Here is a 19,023-nt window from a genome sequence, read left to right as displayed (position 1 = left end):
TCATTTCAAGAAAATGCTTGTCGTTTACCCTTTGCTGATACGCTATAAATGCCTATCAGCAATTTTTAAGATAAAAATATTAGCCGCATGAGCAAAATTAAATCACTGACGCACCTGACTACCCGCCGCCAGTTACTGCTTACTGGTTTGGCTGCCTTAACGTTAACGAGCCTAAATAAGGCTTTAGCCAGCTCCGAGACTAAACCTCTTAAAACCACTACTAATCACAGCAAACCAACGAAAAAATCCGGTGCCCGCCGGGTGGTAATGCTGGACCCAGGCCACGGCGGTATTGATACCGGTGCGATTGGGCATAATGGTTCCAAAGAAAAGCACGTCGTTCTGGCCATTGCTAAAAATGTCAGAAACATTCTTAAAAGCAATGGGATAGAGGCCAAACTCACACGCACCAGTGATGAATTTATTCCACTGTACGATCGCGTAGAAATCGCCCACAAACACGGTGCCGATTTGTTTATGTCGATTCATGCCGATGGTTTTACCAATCCATCCGCAGCCGGTGCGTCGGTGTTTGCCCTCTCCAATCGCGGTGCTAGTAGCGCGATGGCAAAATATCTATCAGACAAAGAAAACGCCGCCGATGATGTGGCGGGCAGCAAGGTCAAACACAAAGATCAGTATCTCCAGCAGGTGCTGTTCGACCTGGTGCAGACCGATACCATCAAAAACAGCCTGACGCTGGGCTCGCATATTCTCAAGCAAATCAAGCCGGTGCATAAGTTGCACAGCCGTAATACCGAGCAGGCCGCGTTTGTGGTGTTGAAATCGCCTTCGATTCCGTCGGTACTGGTGGAAACCTCGTTTATCACCAATCCCGGCGAAGAGAAGCTGTTAGGCACTCCGGCGTTCCGTCAGAAAATTGCCAGCGCTATCGCGTCAGGCATCATTAGCTACTTCCATTGGTTTGATAACCAAAAAGCTCACAGCAAGAAGCGTTGAACCCTATGAACTCACCCGATATTCACGCCGTAAAACAGTTCCTGCTGCAATTGCAGGACACCATTTGCCAGCAACTCAGCCAGGTTGACGGTGCCACGTTTGAAGAAGACGAATGGCAACGTGAAGGTGGCGGTGGCGGGCGCAGCCGGGTGTTGCGCGGCGGGAATATTTTTGAGCAAGCGGGCGTTAATTTCTCACACGTTCATGGCGATGCAATGCCAGCTTCAGCCACAGCACACCGCCCGGAACTTGCCGGGCGCAGCTTTGAAGCGATGGGCGTATCGTTAGTGGTTCATCCGCTCAATCCGTACATTCCCACCAGCCACGCCAACGTGCGATTTTTCATTGCAGAAAAACCGGGCTACGAACCGGTGTGGTGGTTCGGTGGCGGCTTTGATTTAACGCCGTTTTATGGTTTTGAAGAAGATGCCATTCACTGGCACAAAACCGCGCGTGACCTGTGCCAGCCGTTTGGCGATGACGTTTTCCCGCGCTATAAAAAATGGTGTGACGATTACTTCTTTATTAAGCATCGCAACGAGCAGCGTGGCATTGGCGGCCTGTTCTTCGACGATTTGAATACGCCAGATTTCGACCACTGCTTTAGCTTTATGCAGGCGGTAGGTAACGGTTATCTGGATGCGTATCTGCCGATTGTCGAACGCCGCAAAGCCATGGTTTGGGGCGAACGCGAACGCGAGTTCCAGCTTTATCGCCGTGGCCGTTATGTGGAATTTAACCTGGTGTGGGATCGCGGAACGCTGTTTGGTTTGCAGACCGGCGGGCGCACGGAGTCGATTTTAATGTCGATGCCGCCGCTGGTGCGTTTTGAATATAACTATCAGCCAGAAGAAGGCAGCCCGGAGGCTGCCTTGTATCGTGATTTCTTGCCGGTTAAGGATTGGGTTTAGTTCTCTCCCCTCACCCCGGCCCTCTCCCCAAAGGGGCGAGGGAGAAAACCGTGAAATTCCCTCTCCTGGGGGAGAGGGTTAGGGTGAGGGCGTCCCAGACTTAAAGCGGAGCCGTCTGCGCTTCAACCACCGCCAGCGCCACCATATTCACAATACGACGAACAGACGCAATCGGTGTTAACACATGCACCGGTTTCGCCACGCCCATCAATACTGGCCCAACGGTCACACCTTCGGAACTGGAAACGCGCAGCAGGTTGTAGCTGATACGCGCCGCTTCAACGTTTGGCATGATCAGGATATTTGCCGAACCTTTCAGCGGGCTGTCTGGCATACGGTCGTTACGGATGCTTTCCACCAGCGCGGCATCACCGTGCATTTCACCGTCGATTTCCAGATCTGGCGCACGCTCGCGCACCATCTCCAGCGTTTTACGCATTTTACAGGCAGCTTTCGAATCAGAAGAGCCGTAGTTGGAATGCGACAGCAGCGCGACTTTCGGCTCGATACCAAAGCGACGCACCGTTTCCGCCGCCAGCAGCGTGATTTCCGTCAGCTCTTCCGGTGAAGGATCGTCATTAACGTAAGTATCAGCAATAAAGGTGTTGCCGCTTGGCAGCAGCAGCGCGTTCATCGCCCCCGCCGCTTTCACGCCTTCACGGTAGCCAAACAGTTTTTCTACCACCGAGAAGTGCTCGTGATACTCGCCAATCGTGCCGCAAATCATGGCGTCAGCTTCACCGCGATGCACCATAATTGCACCGATTACCGTGGTGTTGCTGATCACTGCACGCTGCGCCTGTTCCTGCGTAATGCCACGGCGTTTCATGATGTTGTAGTACTCGTTCCAGTACTCTTTGAAACGCGGATCGGATTCGTTGTTGACGATCTCAAAATCGCGTCCGGCCTGCATTTGCAGCCCTAATTTCTTCAGACGCATTTCGATAACCGCCGGGCGACCAATCAGGATCGGCTTCGCCAGGCCCAACGTGATCAGCTCCTGAGTCGCATGCAGTACGCGCGCTTCTTCGCCTTCGGTCAGTACCACGCGTTTCGGATCTTTACGCGCCTGCGAGAAAATCGGCTTCATGAACAGGTTCGTTTTGTAGACGAACTCGGTCAGTTTTTCACGGTAAGCATCGAAGTCCTGAATCGGGCGCGTTGCCACACCGGTGTCCATCGCGGCTTTTGCTACCGCTGGCGCGATTTGCACGATAAGACGCGGGTCGAACGGTTTTGGAATCAGGTAATCAGGGCCGAAGGTCAGCTCTTCTTCGCCATAAGCCGAAGCCACCACATCGCTTTGCTCGGCGTGTGCCAGTTCCGCAATCGCATGAACCGCCGCCAGTTTCATCTCTTCATTGATTGCCGTTGCGCCCACATCCAGCGCGCCACGGAAGATGAACGGGAAGCACAATACGTTGTTCACCTGGTTCGGGAAGTCAGAACGACCAGTGCAGATAATCGCGTCCGGGCGCACTTCTTTTGCCAGCGGTGGCAGGATTTCCGGTTCCGGGTTTGCCAGCGCCAGAATCAGCGGCGCACGAGCCATTTTCTTGACCATTTCCTGGCTCATGGCTTTCGGGCCGGAACAGCCGAGGAAGATGTCAGCGCCTTCAATCACTTCATCCAGCGTACGCTTGCCGTTATCATCCACCGCGTAGGCCGCTTTGGTTTCCGCCATGTTTTCTTCACGGCCTTTGTAGATAACGCCTTTCGAGTCGCAAACCACGATGTTGTGTTTCTGCACGCCCAACTGCACCAGTAGGTTCATACAGGCAATGGCGGATGCGCCCGCACCGGAAACCACTAAACGCACATCAGAAATATTCTTCTCGACCACGCGCAGGCCGTTAAGCACCGCAGCGGTACAGATAATCGCGGTGCCGTGCTGATCGTCATGGAACACAGGAATGTTCATGCGTTCGCGCAGCACTTTCTCGATGTAGAAACACTCTGGCGCTTTGATGTCTTCGAGGTTGATGCCGCCAAACGTCGGTTCCAGGGCCGCAATCACGTTAATCAGTTTGTCCGGATCCATCTCATCAATTTCGATATCGAAAACGTCGATACCGGCAAATTTCTTAAACAGAACGCCCTTACCTTCCATCACTGGCTTGCCTGCCAGCGCACCGATATTACCGAGCCCCAGCACGGCGGTGCCGTTAGAAATCACCCCGACCAGGTTGCCGCGCGCGGTGTATTTGTAAGCAGCAAGCGGATCTTTTTCTATCTCAAGACAAGGTGCCGCCACGCCCGGAGAGTACGCCAATGCGAGGTCACGCTGGGTTGCCAGCGGCTTGGTTGGAGATACCTGAATTTTTCCGGGAATTGGGAATTCATGAAAATCGAGGGCACTTTGCTTCAGTTGTTCATCCATTGCTTCGTTCCTTTTTATTACTCTCAAGGTCTGTCAGGTCACGTAGTATCGCGCTTGCGCCATCTCTAAACTTTGAACGTCGCCATACTATCAACAACATTCGACAGAAATGTTAGCAAAACAGAGAGACTATGTTAGCTACCATTAACAACAATGCCAGACCTATCTGCTATGCTTTTTAGTTATGCCAACGATGAAATCTCGTCGCGAATGACATGGAGTTTTCAAGTAACAATCTGTATATCAAGGAGATAGCCATGAGTCAGCTAGACAGTATCAAGAAATTCACCACCGTGGTTGCCGACAGCGGTGACATCGAATCCATCCGTCATTACCAGCCTATAGATGCCACCACTAATCCCTCGCTATTACTGAAGGCGGCGGGGCTTGAGCACTATCAAACGCTGATTGATGATGCCCTGGCGTACGGAAGGAAACGCGGCGGCACGCGAGAAGCGCAGGTGGCGCAAGCCAGCGACAAACTGGCGGTGAATTTTGGTGCGGAAATTCTGAAAAGCATTCCAGGGCGTGTCTCGACTGAAGTCGACGCTCGTCTGTCTTTCGATAAAGAAAAGAGTATCGCCAAAGCACGCCACCTGATTGCGCTCTATGAAGAGCTGGGCATTGATAAATCACGCGTTCTTATCAAACTTGCCTCAACGTGGGAAGGGATCCGCGCCGCAGAAGAGCTGCAAAAAGAAGGTATCGACTGCAACCTGACGCTGCTGTTCTCATTTGCCCAGGCGCGTGCTTGTGCCGAAGCGGGAGTGTTCCTGATTTCGCCGTTCGTCGGGCGTATTTACGACTGGTATCAGGTGCGCAAACCGATGGACCCGTATGTGGTTGAAGAAGATCCGGGCGTCAAATCGGTGCGTAATATCTATGATTACTTTAAGCAGCATAATTACAGCACCATCGTGATGGGCGCGAGTTTCCGCCGTACCGAGCAAATTCTGGCGCTGGTTGGCTGCGACCGCCTGACTATCGCCCCGAACCTGCTGCAACAGTTGCAGGAAAGCGAAGAGCCAGTGGTTCGCAAATTGGTGCCGATGTCACAAGGCTTCCGCCGTCCGGAACCGATTAGCGAAGCGGATTTCCGTTGGGAACATAACCAGGATCCAATGGCGGTAGAAAAACTGGCAGAAGGCATTCGCCTGTTCGCTGTTGATCAACGCAAACTGGAAGATTTACTCGCCGCCAAACTTTAAAAACAACCATGGAGTGAAACATGTCATCTCGTAAAGAGCTTGCTAACGCCATTCGTGCCCTGAGTATGGACGCGGTACAAAAAGCCAATTCGGGCCACCCTGGCGCACCGATGGGGATGGCGGATATTGCCGAAGTGTTATGGAATGAATTCCTGCACCATAACCCAACCAACCCCACGTGGGCCGACCGCGACCGGTTTATTCTCTCCAACGGTCACGCCTCGATGCTGCTTTACAGCTTGCTGCATCTGAGCGGGTATGACTTGCCGATGGAGGAGCTAAAAAACTTCCGTCAGCTTCACTCCAAAACTCCCGGCCACCCGGAACTTGGCTACACGCCCGGAGTTGAAACTACCACCGGGCCGCTCGGCCAGGGCCTGGCCAACGCCGTTGGATTGGCGATTGCCGAACGCACATTAGGGGCGCAATTTAACCGCCCCGATCACGAAATTGTCGACCACTTTACCTACGTGTTTATGGGCGATGGCTGCCTGATGGAAGGCATTTCCCACGAAGTTTGTTCGCTGGCAGGCACATTGGGTCTGGGCAAACTCATCGGTTTCTATGACCACAACGGCATTTCCATTGATGGTGAAACCAAAGGCTGGTTTACCGACGATACCGCCAAACGTTTCGAAGCCTATCACTGGCACGTGGTGCATGAAATCGACGGGCATGACCCGCAAGCCGTGAAGAAAGCGATTGAAGAAGCGCAAAGCGTGACGGATAAACCGTCGCTGATTATTTGCCGCACGGTTATTGGTTTTGGTTCGCCAAACAAGGCGGGCAAAGAAGAGGCGCACGGTGCGGCACTCGGCGAGCAGGAAGTCGCGCTCGCTCGTAAGCAACTGGGCTGGAACTACCCGGCGTTTGAAATCCCGAAAGAGATTTATCACGGTTGGGATGCCAAAGAAAAAGGTGAAAAAGCAGAGGCTTCGTGGAACGATAAATTTGCCGCTTATGCCAAAGCGCATCCTGATTTAGCGGCTGAATTTAACCGCCGAATGCATGGTGAAATGCCAGAAAACTGGCAGGAAACCACGCAAAACTTCATCGAAAAATTGCAGGCTAATCCAGAAAAAATCGCCACACGTAAAGCCTCACAAAATGCTTTAAACGCCTATGGCCCAAGCCTGCCGGAATTGCTCGGCGGTTCGGCGGATTTAGCGCCAAGCAACCTGACTATCTGGAAAGAATCCAAATCCATCAAAGAGGATCTCGCCGGGAATTATATTCACTACGGTGTGCGTGAATTTGGGATGACCGCTATCGCCAACGGTATCGCTCATCACGGTGGATTTGTGCCGTATACCGCGACGTTCCTGATGTTTGTGGAATATGCCCGCAACGCGGCGCGAATGGCAGCGCTGATGAAAGCGCGGCAGATTATGGTTTATACCCACGACTCCATCGGCCTGGGTGAAGATGGCCCAACGCACCAGGCGGTTGAGCAACTTGCCAGCTTGCGCCTGACGCCGAATTTCAGCACCTGGCGGCCGTGCGACCAGGTGGAAGCGGCGGTAGCCTGGAAAACGGCAATCGAGCGGCATAATGGCCCGACGGCACTGATTCTTTCACGCCAGAACCTCGCGCAAATGGAACGCACGCCGGAGCAACTCAAAGCCATCAGCCGTGGGGGTTATATTCTGAAAGACAGCGGCGGCACGCCGGATGTGATTCTGATTGCCACCGGTTCGGAGATGGAAATCACCATGCTGGCGGCGGATAAACTCAGCGCCGAGGGGCATAAGGTGCGCGTGGTTTCACTGCCATCGACGGACATTTTTGATGCTCAGGATGAAGCGTATCGCGAGTCTGTTTTGCCCTCTGATGTGGCTGCGCGTGTGGCAGTCGAAGCGGGTATTGCGGATTACTGGTACAAATATGTCGGCTTGAAAGGCGCGATTGTCGGCATGACGACTTACGGGGAATCGGCTCCCGCCGATAAGCTGTTCCCGTTCTTTGGTTTTACCACCGAGAATGTGGTGGCGAAGGCGAAAAAGGTATTGGGGGTTTAGCCCTCACCCCGGCCCTCTCCCACGGGAGAGGGTGAAATGCAATAACCCCTTCTCCCTCAGGGAGAGGGTGAATCGAGTTACTCCTTCTCCCTCAGGGAGAAGGTTGGGATGAGGGTGGTTTTACAATACGACTACTTCGTCACCCACAGCGTCGGCCATGAAGCATTTCCATTCCACGCATCACATGTCGGTTCCTCGGCATAACGCACCAGGCGGAAGCGCTGCCCGTCAAAACGCCAGCGCGTCGCCACGCCGCAATCGCCCACTCCGCGCCCTTTGGCCAGCGTCGTCAGCTCTTTATTGGTTTCGTCATAACCGGCGTTCATCAGCTCAAGTTCGGTGGTTCCGCTCCCCGGTGTGAACGGCAGTTTTAAACGAATTTGCCGGGCGGCGAAGGGCTTCTGACGCGACACAACCCAGGCGAGATCCACCACGTTGTAAGCGCCCGCTTCACAACCGGTCATCAGCAAGGCTTTGTCATCACTGAGCGCAAACACACGTACTTCGCGGCGAGCGGGGTCAAGCGAACACTGGCTGTTGTTCATGCGCCAGGTGCCGTAATCGAGCAGGTCGCTGAGTTCTATTTGCGTGAGTGGCGTCGGGGTAGGGTTAGTCAGCGCGACTTCTTTAAGCGCTGGCGCTGGCGGCACGCTTAGCGGCGGATCGTCACCTTTCTTAATCCAGGCCGTTTCGCTTCCGACGCGCTGCTGCTGACTGTCAATAAACAGCATTGAGGCTTTCAGCCCTGTAAGCGAGATATTTCCCTGCCCTTTCGCCAGCGTAATCGCATCGGCGTTGGCGACTTTATCGAGGAAAGTGTTAATCGCATCGGCATCACTGGTTTTGAGATGGTGTGGTGTTTCTTGCCACTTGGCTAAATCCAGCGCCATCGGTTCACTATCAACCAACAAGCGTGGCGCAATCGGCGGCGCTTTAGGTTCGGCGGTGGTCATATTCCCCAGATCAATCCTCAGCGTCGCATCGGTACGCGCTCCCGCACTGCGGGTCAGAGTCATGACTAATCCTTGATGCAGCCCGGTGTTACGGGCCGCACAAAAATTTTGGTTATTGCAGGTGACTTGCCAGTCGGAAAAAGATTTTTGCGCAGGTGCCGCGAAAACGGAGCTCGCTATAGAGAATAAAAAGAGAAACAGCGAATTAATCCGAAGAGACATTGGCGACACATACCCTGAAAAGACGATGAGAAATTAATGTACAAAAACTGGCGATATCTTCGTCTGCTTAACGTTTGTGCTCAATCGGATTTGTCGGATAGATTTACTCAAAACTTCAAATCCGTAATCCACTGAATTTAAAAACTTTTAAGTCATAATCCCGCGTAATTGCAGCTGCTGTAACAGAATCACTGTTTTTCCGTCACGAATTTCACCAGTTGATACCATTTCCAGTGCGCGGGTAAACGGCAATTCGAGCACGTCGATATCTTCATCATCAATGCCGCCACCGGCGTTTTCACGTTGGGCATCGCTGTATTCGGCCATGTAAAAGTGAATCACCTCGGTCACGCCGCCCGGCGACATATACAGCTCAAAGAGTTTTTCGACTTCCCCCACTTCGTAACCGGTTTCTTCGATAGCTTCTTTACGCGCACACACTTCCGGCTCATCGGCATCCAGCAAACCGGCGCAGGTTTCAATCAGCATGCCGTCAGCATTGCCGTTAACCCACGTTGCCACACGGAACTGGCGCGTCAGCACCACGGTTTTTTTATCGCGGTTATACAGCAGCATCGTTGCGCCGTTACCCCGGTCGTAAACTTCGCGTTTGTGGCGAATGGCTTCGGATTCGTTACGGTATAGATCGTAGGTGATATTGCGCAGAATGAAGTAATTATCTGAGAGGATTTTATCTTTGATGACTTCGATTTTGATCGACATGACGTCTCCACAGCGAGTTAGGGGAGCCGATAATCATAGGCTTTGATAGGGTGGTTATCAATCTTGTTGTAAAGGCAAAATGTAGGGTGGATAAGCCGTAGGCGTCATCCACCATTTACACCTTTTGTGTCGGATGACGCTGACGCTTATCCGACCTACGAAGGGGGATCAGAAGCCGTTCTTCACTTCGCTCATATCCGGCAACTTATGCGCAATTCCCTTGTGGCAATCCACGCAGGTCTGCCCATCTTTCACCGCTTTATCATGCATTTTCGCCGCCACGGTTTTCTGCGCGGTGAAATCCATATAATCGAAGTTATGGCAGTTTCGGCACTCTTGCGAATTGTTGTTTTTCATTCGCCGCCACTCATTTTGCGCCATCGCCAGGCGGTGGTCGTCAAACTTTTGTGGCGTGTCGATTAAGCCAAACGCTTTGGCATACAACTCTTTGCTGGCCTGAATCTTACGGATGATTTTCGGCCCCCACTCATGTGGGACGTGGCAGTCCGGGCAGGTTGCCCGCACGCCACTGCGGTTGTTGTAGTGCACCGTCTGCATATATTCTTCGTAGACGTTGGCGCGCATTTCGTGGCAACCGATACAAAACTCTTCGCGGTTTGTCATCTCCATGCCGGTGTTAAAACCGCCCCAGAAAATAATCCCACCAGCGAAACCAATCAGCAGTAACGTGCCGAGCGCCAGGCGGCTCGGGCGACGCCACCACTGCCATATGCGGCGGATGATGCCGGGTTTACGGGTTGATTTATCCATAATGGCCTCTAGTTTCCAAAGCCTTTAGACGGCGTGAATGTGTTTTCGACAATCGGTGCCGCATCGGTTTGTGGAACGTGGCATTGCAGGCAGAAGTAGCGGCGCGGTGCCACGTTGGAAAGCACTTTGCCGTCGCTGTCCATAAAGTGCGTCGGGCTGACGCGCGGCGCTCCCGTCGTGCGGTAATGCTCAACGCCGTGGCATTGCAGGCAACGGTTGGTGTTTTTGGAAACCTGATAGCCGTCGACGCTATGCGGGATCATCGGCGGCTGGTTCACGTAATTCAGCGCCATACGCCCCTGCTGTTTCGGCATTTTGACTGAGCCTTCCGGCGTGCCGGAAACCTCTGGTGACTGCGTGAGATCAACGCTGTTCGCCGCCCACAATGCACCACTGACCAAAAACACCAACGCCGTCATCCATTTGAATAACATTTTCTTGTTCATGATATCCCCCTTAAACCTTCGCCAGTTTTACAGCGCATTTCTTGTAATCCGTCTCTTTGGAGAGCGGATCGGTCGCATCCAGCGTCAGGTTATTCACCAGCTGCGCGGCATCGAAGAACGGCATGTACACCAGGCCCTGCGGTGGGCGGTTGCGCCCGCGAGTTTCAACAATCGAAATCACTTCACCACGGCGCGACACCACTTTCACTTTGTCGCCACGGCGCAAATCACGCTTTTTGGCATCAAGCGGATGGATAAACAGCAGCGCTTCCGGGAAGGCGCGATGCAGTTCAGGCACGCGGCGCGTCATGCTGCCGGTATGCCAGTGTTCCAGCACGCGTCCGGTGGATAACCACAGGTCGTATTCTGCGTCCGGGGATTCTGCCGCTGGCTCAAATGGCAACGCGAAAATCACCGCTTTGCCGTCCGGCTTGCCGTAGAACTTGAAGCCTTCGCCCGCTTTCACGTATGGGTCATGGCCTTCGCTGTAACGCCACAGCGTTTCTTTGCCATCGACCACCGGCCAGCGCAAACCGCGTGCTTTGTGGTAATCATCAAACGGGGCCAGGTCATGCCCGTGACCACGCCCGAATGCGGCGTACTCCTCGAACAACCCTTTTTGCAGGTAGAAGCCCAGCTCGTGGGATTCGTCGTTAAGCTGCCCTTCCGCCAGTTCAGTGACCGGGAATTTGCTGACGTTCGAGTTAGCAAACAGCACATCGAACAGCGTTTTGCCGCGATATTCTGGCTTTTGATCCACCAGCTCCGCAGGCCACACTTCTTCAACCTTGAAGCGTTTCGCAAACTGAACCAGTTGCCAAAGATCGGATTTTGCCTCGCCCGGCGCTTTCACCTGCTGACGCCAGAACTGCGTGCGGCGTTCGGCGTTGCCGTAAGCGCCTTCTTTCTCCACCCACATGGCGGTTGGCAGGATCAGATCCGCGCTCAGTGCGCTGATCGTCGGGTAAGGATCGGAAACGATGATGAAGTTACGCGGATCGCGCCAGCCCGGCATACGTTCTTCGGTAATGTTCGGCCCGGCCTGCATGTTGTTGTTACACATCACCCAGTAAACGTTAAGCTTGCCGTCTTTCAGCGCACGGTCTTGCGCCACCGCGTGCAAACCGACTTTTGCCGGAATGGTTCCCGCAGGCAGTTGCCACATGTTTTCGGCAATCTGGCGGTGTTTATCGTTGGTCACCACCATGTCCGCGGGCAGGCGGTGGGAGAACGTCCCCACTTCACGCGCCGTACCGCACGCTGAAGGCTGGCCAGTTAACGAGAACGGCCCGCAGCCTGGCTGGGAAATTTTACCGGTCAGCAAGTGGATGTTGTAAACGAGGTTGTTGGCCCACACGCCGCGTGAATGCTGGTTGAAGCCCATCGTCCAGTAAGAAATTACTTTCTTATTCGGGTCGGCGTACAGCTTCGCCAGCGCTTCAAGTTGGTCTGTTGGCACGCCGCTCATTTCGGCGGTTTTTTCCAGCGTGTATTCCGCAACGAACGCTTTGTAATCTTCAAAGCTCATCGGCTCGGAAGCGTCAGAACCTGGATTTTTCGCCGCTTTTTCTAACGGATGCGTCGGGCGCAAACCGTAGCCGATATCGGTCACGCCTTTGCGCAGATTCACATGCTGCTTGAAGAACGATTCGTTAATGGCGTTGTTTTGAATGATGTAATTGGCGATGTAGTTCAGGATTGCCAGGTCAGTTTGCGGCGTGAACACCATGCCGTTGTCGGCCAGTTCGAAACTACGATGCTGGAAAGTCGACAGCACAGCGACTTCCACGTTTTCATTCGACAGACGGCGGTTAGTGATGCGCGACCATAAAACCGGGTGCATTTCCGCCATATTCGAGCCCCACAGCACAAACGCATCGCCCTGCTCGATATCGTCGTAGCAGCCCATCGGCTCGTCCATGCCGAAGGTGCGCATAAAGCCAACTACCGCAGATGCCATGCAGTGGCGCGCGTTCGGGTCGAGGTTGTTGGTACGGAAGCCCGCTTTGAATAATTTGGAAGCGGCGTAACCTTCCCACACCGTCCATTGCCCGGATCCGAACATGCCGACCGCTTCCGGCCCTTTCTCTTTCAGGCTGGTTTTAAATTTTTCTTCCATGATATCGAAGGCCTGATCCCAGGTGATTGGGGCAAACTCGCCTTCTTTATCGTACAGCCCGTCTTTCATGCGCAGCAGCGGCTGCGTGAGGCGGTCTTTTCCGTACATGATTTTTGGCAGGAAGTAGCCTTTGATACAGTTCAGGCCACGGTTTACCGGGGCATCCGGGTCGCCCTGGCTGGCGACAACGCGCCCATCCTGAGTGCCGACTAATACGCCACAACCGGTGCCGCAGAAACGGCATGGGGCTTTGTCCCATTTGATAGCATCTTGTTTCCCGACAACCGCACGGGCAACGCTCGGTACGCTAAGGCCAGCGGCGGCCGCCGCTGCTGCAATAGCGTTCGCTTTCATAAAGCTACGACGACTGAGTTTCATGGTGTTTCCTCACCTTGCTCATCCTGCTGGTGATAAACCAGCGACACCGCCAACACGCCCGCAATATTGCGTGCTGACTCAATTTGATTGAAAAGCACGTCACTACGCGCCGCTTCCATAACCACCACCAACTTGCCGTGTTCGGCATCACTCGCCGCGACTTCGCTGCCCGGCAGGTCGTTTAATGCGTCACTGACCGCGAGAATATTTTGGGGTTGAGCCTGAACCACCAGGCCTGCGACGTGCCAGTTAGCTTGCATTTGCGTGCCTCATTGAGATGGCTGAAACCGGGCAGCCGGAGATACAGGCACCGCAGGCGGTGCAATCGGAGTGGCTGACTGAAGGTTGTGCGATGCCCGAAATCGACGGGCGAAATGAAATGGCCTGCGGTTCGCAGATATCCTGGCAACTCCGGCATTCGACGCTGTTTTTCGCCAGGCAGTTATCGCCAATCGACAAGGTATGTTCCCAGGGCGAAAGCTCGCGTGTGAGAAACAGTTTTTCCGGGCAGGCTTGCGCGCAGGCGTAGCAAAAAGTGCATTCGCCGTTGTTAAAGTTAACTTCTGGGTAGCCGCCCTGCCCGCGTCTTAACACGCGAGTTTCACAGGCCGACAGGCAGGCATTGCAGCGAGTGCAATCCACCAGAAAATGCTGTTCGTCTCCGCTCCAGGGTGGGCGGAAAGCGGTCGCGGAGCGTCGAAAGCTCCCGGTCAGTAATCCACGTCGGGAAAAATCAGCCATAAGGCACATCCTTGCATCACAAATGCCAGATTTCAGCTGCGTGAAACTGGCAAACACTTCTGTGTTATTTCCGTAGTTTTTTACGGGTTTTTATTAGGTGATACGTTATGTGAGGAAGGGGTAGTAGAGGCATCACCCTTTAGGGGTAAATACCGGTGTGGGATCAAAAACAGATGTGGTTTGCTTAATGAATGAATAGCGCAGGAAGCATTAATAATTTTAGTCATTTAGCAAGCACGCCATGTGTACCATGCTACGTAGCATTAGTAATCAAGCGATGAAACGGGCTATGAATTCAATAAAAATTAATGATCTCATCGTGATACACCACATCCGGTGGCACGACATCCCTTTGATGTTCGAGCAAGATTACCTGTGGTTATAATTACATTTTTCTTCCAGGTAACCTGCCATAAGAATGATCCCAGCTTGAAAATAAAATAACTCACAAACTGATTGATGGCCCTAAATATAGTGAAGAATCTTGCACACATTAACATGGACGTTTTTTTTCAATATGAATAATGCCATTATTTTTCACCCTTAAAATATAACAACACCCTCAACCAGAAAAGTGTAAATAACGAAATTCACCATCCTTTTAAGTTAGATAAACTCATCTACAATTCATATTTGCAAATACACATCTGTAATCTTTCTTATAGAAACGAATTCTCATCATTCCAATGCAATCTGAAACAACTTAAAAATTAAATTATTTTCATCTCTTCCAGCAAAGCATTGAAGATTCACCTTACTTCTTTCTTGCCTGATGAATTACAATATTCATTAAATAAGATTAAGTTCTGTTTAAGATGTGAAGTATTTTTTTCATATGGAGCTCCAGTAATGACATAGGTATGAACAGCATCGCTCATCTTGGCTATGAAATAAAGATCTTCCTCGTTTCCTTGCTCAGGGACCGCCCCTGACTTACACCAATATTTCAATGTAGGTGACTTTATGTTTTTATATATTCCTCTCCTTTCACAGAAGCAGGAGTGATTAGTTTTTTTTCAAAATCTGGAGCATCAGCATCATTTAATGAAAACATAACTAAAAAACGGTCATCTTCAATATTTGCTGTAAAGGAAATATTTTTAGACTGGTTTGGGAAAAAATCAGGAAGCCATGTGTGGATCCCATCACTCTCAGGAATTTCTGAGTATGTTTTATATTTCAGAACTGTATGTCCGGTTGGTTTAAAACAGAAAAAAAACAATATAACAAATAAAATTAGCAATAATAGTGAGATTTTTTTCTTCAAAGTTAAAACCTCAAATAAGTTAATAGTCAATATAACCTTCATTTGATGTACTGGATTTAAGCACCAGCATTCGCATACCACGGCTCACAAAATGTAGTTCCTGAATATTTGATTTGCCCCCCTGGCTGATTGAGCATCTAGCCTAATGAACTCCATCCAGACTCTGAATAATCCCAAAGGGTCAACCTGTTGTATAGGATTATTGGCATATTGAAACGTATTACCCTCTCTCCAACCCAATCGGAACCTGCGTGATATACCGTCCCTGCAGTGGATCATAATAACGATGCTGGTTGTAATGCAGACCCGAATCTTCATCAACCTTCTGGCGCTGCATTCTCAGGGGCTGATGCAGTCACTGCGGATTACTGCCGTCTACCTGATTGCCCCACGGATCAAATTCGGCCCGCCAGTCGGTACCACCCTATGCATTTACTCACGCAATCGGGGTGACCAGATGATCACAGTGGTACAAGTGAACCACTGACGTTGTCGGCTCCGGCTGCGGTTTCAGTAGCGGCAGCAGATGTTCTGGCGTCAGTGGTGAGACAACCAGCCACTGCTGACTATGCTGACTCTGTTCTCCGTCGCACAACTACTGCTCCAGTTGATGCAACTGCTGCGTCACCTGCAAGGTAAAGGTAATGCCGGAGTCCTGTGTCAGGGTATCGGCCAGCGTCTGGACTGGCTCCGGAATATCCTCTTAATTACGTAACTGCGACACGAAACTGCCGGACAGGTAAACTGTGTGAATACGTTGCCCGTCACGCTCGGTCAGCACCAGCTTATCGCCCGCCAAGCCATACCAGGTCAATCGGGGCTCTTCACGGGGATGGCCCTGAGGGTTAAACACAACGGTGCGCTTGCCGATGCGACGGCCGAGGGCGTCATACAGATATTCAGCCCGGTTGGTGTCGCGGCCATCGCTCCAGCTCAGGGAGTGGCGGTACTGGTTTCAGTCAATTTTTTCTTTTAAGCTATTCTCAAGCCAAGAGTCTTCATGCGTTATTAATATTTCACATTCTCCCATTTGTTGCGGAGAGGATGGAACCTGGCCCCCCGAGTACATTTTAAACAAAAACTCCCTATCGGATATTTTAGTGAATGAATAATCAACCACATAATCATCTGGAATAGATCCAGGAGGGTTTATCTGAAAGTCAGATACATTTGAGAAAACCATATAACCATTCTCAAGATCTTCTTCATTATAAAAATTCCACTCAGCCCCCCCCTCTGGAAGTCTAGATATTGAATTTATTCTAATCCTAACAATCAATTCCCATGAGTCTATCTCAATCCCTTTAACTGCTCTGTCACCTAAATAAATTCTATCAATCATCACCTTCCCCTTTAATTAATACATTTGGCCAGAACACATATTATCAGCTGAGTCTGAATCCATTTCGTATTCAGCTGATAATGCACAATAGCATTGTGAAAATGAACCCGTACGACACGATCTTAGTGTGAACATATGCAATAATGGTTCTACGGCGCTAATTCCTGTAAGTCCTTTGATACTCATATGAGCAGCCGAACTATCCCATTTTACAACATTACCATTAGCATCGAGAGAGGGTCCTTGCCCTTTCATCTTAGGACCTGTTCCAGGTAAATGGGCGTGGACGTGTGGCGTCGATGTATTTTTATGGCCTACAGGATTCAATCTGTACGCATTTGACCCATTTTCATAAAATGTATGCGTATCTGGGCTATTAAGGTTCGAACCCGGGTATGGGCCCGTTGAGCCACCAACCGGCTCCATCATAATATTTCCCCGTGAATCTGAAATAAATCGTCCCACAGGCTGCCCGGTAATAGGGTCTATCGGGCATTGCTGATTAGCAGCCAGACCCAGTGGGTCAATACTCAGCAATGGGTTCAGTGGGTACTGATAGAAATTCATTCCCCCCTCTAACCCAATTGGATCCTGCGTAATATACCGTCCCTGAGCCGGATCATAATAACGATGGCGGTTGTAATGCAGACCCGATTCCTCATCGTATTGCTGGCCCTGCATTCGGAGCGGCTGGTGCAGTTTCTGCGGATTGTGTTCACTGAGCACATTACCCCACGGGTCGAGGGTGATATGCCAGTCGACGGTGCCGGTCGTGCTGACCAGCGCCTGCGGCGTGCCGAGATGGTCGCAGTGATACAGATGGATTTGGCGGTCACTGTCGGCCTCCGGCTCCAGCCACAGGGCGAGGTTTTCCGCCTTCAGACCGGTGGAGTTGAGGAACTGTAGCGTGTCGTCACTGAGCTGGTTTTTGCGCAACTCCTGTTCAATGACGTTCAGCCGCTGATGCAGCACCGGCGGGAAGGTCACTTCGGCGTCACGTTCGAGCTTTTCAGCCAGTGTGCTGTGGTTGTCTTCGGCTCTGGTCTGCTCCACCCGTAACAGCGGCACAAAGCTGCCGGGCTGATAAATGGTGTACTGCTGCGTGTCGCGGCTTTCGCTCAGCACCAGCCGGTCGCCGTCCCAGCCATACCAGGTGTGCTGTGTATCGGTCTGCTTCGTTTTCGGGTTCACCCGGGTGGTGAGTCTGCCCACCCGGCGGCCGAGCGGGTCGTACACATAGCGCCCCTGCGCGGTGGCCTGGCCGTCGTCATCGCGGCGGTACTGTGTCAGGCGGTGGCTCTGGTCGTAATGATAATGGTGAGTTTCATCCGGGGCGTATTCCTCACCGGTCCAGCCGGAGAGGTAACGGCGTTTTTCGCTCAGGTTGCCGTGTTTATCGTAGCGGTAGGTGTAGCGTTCATCCTGGCCGGTGCGGTTGTCTTGCCAGGTATGGCGGTCTTCCGGTGCCGGGATAAAATCGTGCGCCAGCGTCACGTTGCGGTTGCCCGCCGGGTCGGTGAGCGTGGTGAGAAGGGTGTCACCGAGTTTTGCGCTTTCCAGGCGTCCGGACGGGGAATAGGTGTAGTGCTGTTCGCCGTGGCTGGTGTGGATACCCGTTAACTGGCCGGCGGTGTTGTACCGGTAGTCGCAGTTCAGGGCCGGATGATGGGCGCTGACAGACTGTTGTGCCAGTTGCCCGCGTGGCGTGTACGTAGCGGCGGACTGCCAGTCGCCAAAGCGGCGGGTGGTTTCCCGGTGCAGGCGGTCACGGGAGAGTTCAATGAGGTTTTCATCGCCGAGCTTCACGCCCAGCAGATGGCCGGGGCCGTAGGTCTGCCACTGGATTTGCGGCAGGCCGTCATACGTGACGGCGGACTCAAAGCCGCGCGGGTCGTATTCCCGGGCCACGCTGTGCTGCCAGAGTCTGTCCCCCTGCGCGTTGTGGATGAGCTGGTGCTCCGCCGTCACCCGGCCGTTGCCGTTGTATTCATAGCGCACACAGACCAGATGGTTTTCACTGCGGTGGGCGATTTCGCTCAGCCGTCCGGCGTCATCGTGGCCGAACAGCATTTCATCCGGGGTGCCGTCGGGCTGTGGCGGGCGCTCGCGGCGTATCAGCTTGCCGTTCTCATCGTAATGCCAGTGGGTGACGAGACCGGCGTCCACGCTGTGGGTGAGCTGGCCTGTGGCGTTGTACTGATAACGATGTTCACGGCCGTCAAAACCGGTTTCAGCTGTCAGTCTGTCCATCACGTCGTAGCTGAACTGCGTGCGGGCGGCGTTTTCGTTTATCAGCCCGGTGATGCGACCTGCCGCATCAAATTCGGCCTGACGGGTCAGCCCGCCGGATGTCTGCGATAATTGATTGCCACGCGCATCGTAACGCTGCGTGGTGGTGGTGCCGTCGGGATGCGTGATGGTCAGCAGGTCACCGGCCTCGTTGTACTGGCGGGAGGTGCGGGCACCGGTGTTGTCTTCGCTGGACGTCTGGCGTCCGCGCGTGTCGTACTCATACTGAACGGACAAACCTTCTTCGTGGATGACCTCAAGCGGCTGTCCGTCACGGTTATAGCGGTACTGCGTT

At 52.6% G+C, this 19,023-nt stretch carries 17 protein-coding genes; 4 read left to right on the top strand and 13 right to left on the bottom strand.

Annotation, left to right across the window (positions count from 1 at the left end; translation table 11 throughout):
* Positions 1-87 precede the first annotated feature (87 nt).
* The gene (amiA, locus tag D6029_RS17060) at positions 88-960 is read left to right on the top strand and encodes an N-acetylmuramoyl-L-alanine amidase AmiA (protein WP_120065943.1); all 873 of its coding nucleotides are present in this window, start codon (positions 88-90) and stop codon (positions 958-960) included.
* Positions 961-965: 5 nt separating this feature from the next.
* Positions 966-1,871: an oxygen-dependent coproporphyrinogen oxidase gene (hemF, locus tag D6029_RS17055; RefSeq protein WP_120065942.1), complete on the top strand. Its 906-nt coding sequence runs from the start codon at positions 966-968 to the stop codon at positions 1,869-1,871.
* Between the two features lie 100 nt (positions 1,872-1,971).
* Here hemF and maeB read toward each other — a convergent pair whose 3' ends face one another.
* Positions 1,972-4,251 (bottom strand): NADP-dependent oxaloacetate-decarboxylating malate dehydrogenase, encoded by a 2,280-nt coding sequence (maeB, locus tag D6029_RS17050; RefSeq protein ID WP_120065941.1) that lies wholly within the window; start codon positions 4,249-4,251, stop codon positions 1,972-1,974.
* Between the two features lie 257 nt (positions 4,252-4,508).
* Between maeB and tal the strand changes: the two genes are divergently transcribed.
* Entirely contained in the window at positions 4,509-5,459 is a 951-nt protein-coding gene (gene tal, locus D6029_RS17045) for a transaldolase (RefSeq protein ID WP_120065940.1), read from the top strand.
* 20 nt (positions 5,460-5,479) lie between these two features.
* Positions 5,480-7,477, top strand: coding sequence for a transketolase (gene tkt, locus D6029_RS17040; RefSeq protein WP_120065939.1), 1,998 nt, complete (start codon positions 5,480-5,482; stop codon positions 7,475-7,477).
* Positions 7,478-7,608: 131 nt separating this feature from the next.
* On the opposite strand, the gene D6029_RS17035 is transcribed toward tkt, so the two are convergent.
* The 12 genes from D6029_RS17035 to D6029_RS16980 all read right to left on the bottom strand — a co-directional run.
* Positions 7,609-8,652 (bottom strand): DUF1176 domain-containing protein, encoded by a 1,044-nt coding sequence (locus tag D6029_RS17035; protein WP_120065938.1) that lies wholly within the window; start codon positions 8,650-8,652, stop codon positions 7,609-7,611.
* Between the two features lie 147 nt (positions 8,653-8,799).
* Positions 8,800-9,375, bottom strand: coding sequence for a GDP-mannose pyrophosphatase NudK (gene nudK / locus D6029_RS17030; protein WP_120065937.1), 576 nt, complete (start codon positions 9,373-9,375; stop codon positions 8,800-8,802).
* A gap of 168 nt (positions 9,376-9,543) precedes the next feature.
* Complete coding sequence (gene napC, locus D6029_RS17025; RefSeq protein ID WP_120065936.1) at positions 9,544-10,146, bottom strand: cytochrome c-type protein NapC; 603 nt, start codon at positions 10,144-10,146, stop codon at positions 9,544-9,546.
* An 8-nt stretch (positions 10,147-10,154) separates the two neighbouring features.
* Positions 10,155-10,592 (bottom strand): nitrate reductase cytochrome c-type subunit, encoded by a 438-nt coding sequence (gene napB, locus D6029_RS17020; RefSeq protein WP_120065935.1) that lies wholly within the window; start codon positions 10,590-10,592, stop codon positions 10,155-10,157.
* 10 nt (positions 10,593-10,602) lie between these two features.
* Entirely contained in the window at positions 10,603-13,089 is a 2,487-nt protein-coding gene (gene napA / locus D6029_RS17015; protein WP_120065934.1) for a nitrate reductase catalytic subunit NapA, read from the bottom strand.
* Positions 13,086-13,349, bottom strand: coding sequence for a chaperone NapD (napD, locus tag D6029_RS17010; protein WP_120065933.1), 264 nt, complete (start codon positions 13,347-13,349; stop codon positions 13,086-13,088). The genes napA and napD overlap by 4 nt, the downstream gene beginning before the upstream one ends.
* Complete coding sequence (napF, locus tag D6029_RS17005) at positions 13,339-13,830, bottom strand: ferredoxin-type protein NapF (protein WP_120065932.1); 492 nt, start codon at positions 13,828-13,830, stop codon at positions 13,339-13,341. Before napF ends, napD begins: the two co-directional genes overlap by 11 nt.
* Positions 13,831-14,791: 961 nt before the next feature.
* A complete protein-coding gene (locus D6029_RS17000) occupies positions 14,792-15,127 on the bottom strand; it encodes a YbbD-related protein (protein WP_147365245.1) in 336 nt (111 codons plus the stop codon).
* 190 nt (positions 15,128-15,317) lie between these two features.
* Positions 15,318-15,440 (bottom strand): RHS repeat-associated core domain-containing protein, encoded by a 123-nt coding sequence (locus tag D6029_RS22875; RefSeq protein WP_418230274.1) that lies wholly within the window; start codon positions 15,438-15,440, stop codon positions 15,318-15,320.
* 93 nt (positions 15,441-15,533) lie between these two features.
* Entirely contained in the window at positions 15,534-15,692 is a 159-nt protein-coding gene (locus tag D6029_RS22605; protein WP_208642693.1) for a hypothetical protein, read from the bottom strand.
* Between the two features lie 360 nt (positions 15,693-16,052).
* Positions 16,053-16,439 (bottom strand): DUF6258 family protein, encoded by a 387-nt coding sequence (locus D6029_RS16985; protein WP_120065929.1) that lies wholly within the window; start codon positions 16,437-16,439, stop codon positions 16,053-16,055.
* A gap of 15 nt (positions 16,440-16,454) precedes the next feature.
* Positions 16,455-19,023, bottom strand: a 2,569-nt coding sequence (locus D6029_RS16980) for an RHS repeat domain-containing protein (RefSeq protein ID WP_147365244.1), incomplete at its 5' end; no start/stop codon positions are given.

The sequence above is a fragment of the Buttiauxella izardii genome (assembly GCF_003601925.1).
GTDB lineage: Bacteria > Pseudomonadota > Gammaproteobacteria > Enterobacterales > Enterobacteriaceae > Buttiauxella > Buttiauxella izardii.
The sequence above is the reverse complement of the archived record's forward strand: the minus strand, read 5'-3'. Positions and strand labels throughout refer to the sequence as shown.

Excerpts from the sequence above, each read along its gene's own strand:
- tkt (WP_120065939.1), top strand. The coding sequence starts at position 5,480 with ATGTCATCTCGTAAAGAGCTTGCTAACGCCATTCGTGCCCTGAGTATG.
- napB (WP_120065935.1), bottom strand. The coding sequence starts at position 10,592 with ATGAACAAGAAAATGTTATTCAAATGGATGACGGCGTTGGTGTTTTTG.
- napA (WP_120065934.1), bottom strand. The coding sequence starts at position 13,089 with ATGAAACTCAGTCGTCGTAGCTTTATGAAAGCGAACGCTATTGCAGCA.
- maeB (WP_120065941.1), bottom strand. The coding sequence starts at position 4,251 with ATGGATGAACAACTGAAGCAAAGTGCCCTCGATTTTCATGAATTCCCA.
- napD (WP_120065933.1), bottom strand. The coding sequence starts at position 13,349 with ATGCAAGCTAACTGGCACGTCGCAGGCCTGGTGGTTCAGGCTCAACCC.
- amiA (WP_120065943.1), top strand. The coding sequence starts at position 88 with ATGAGCAAAATTAAATCACTGACGCACCTGACTACCCGCCGCCAGTTA.
- D6029_RS16985 (WP_120065929.1), bottom strand. The coding sequence starts at position 16,439 with ATGATTGATAGAATTTATTTAGGTGACAGAGCAGTTAAAGGGATTGAG.
- napC (WP_120065936.1), bottom strand. The coding sequence starts at position 10,146 with ATGGATAAATCAACCCGTAAACCCGGCATCATCCGCCGCATATGGCAG.
- nudK (WP_120065937.1), bottom strand. The coding sequence starts at position 9,375 with ATGTCGATCAAAATCGAAGTCATCAAAGATAAAATCCTCTCAGATAAT.
- napF (WP_120065932.1), bottom strand. The coding sequence starts at position 13,830 with ATGGCTGATTTTTCCCGACGTGGATTACTGACCGGGAGCTTTCGACGC.
- D6029_RS17035 (WP_120065938.1), bottom strand. The coding sequence starts at position 8,652 with ATGTCTCTTCGGATTAATTCGCTGTTTCTCTTTTTATTCTCTATAGCG.
- tal (WP_120065940.1), top strand. The coding sequence starts at position 4,509 with ATGAGTCAGCTAGACAGTATCAAGAAATTCACCACCGTGGTTGCCGAC.
- hemF (WP_120065942.1), top strand. The coding sequence starts at position 966 with ATGAACTCACCCGATATTCACGCCGTAAAACAGTTCCTGCTGCAATTG.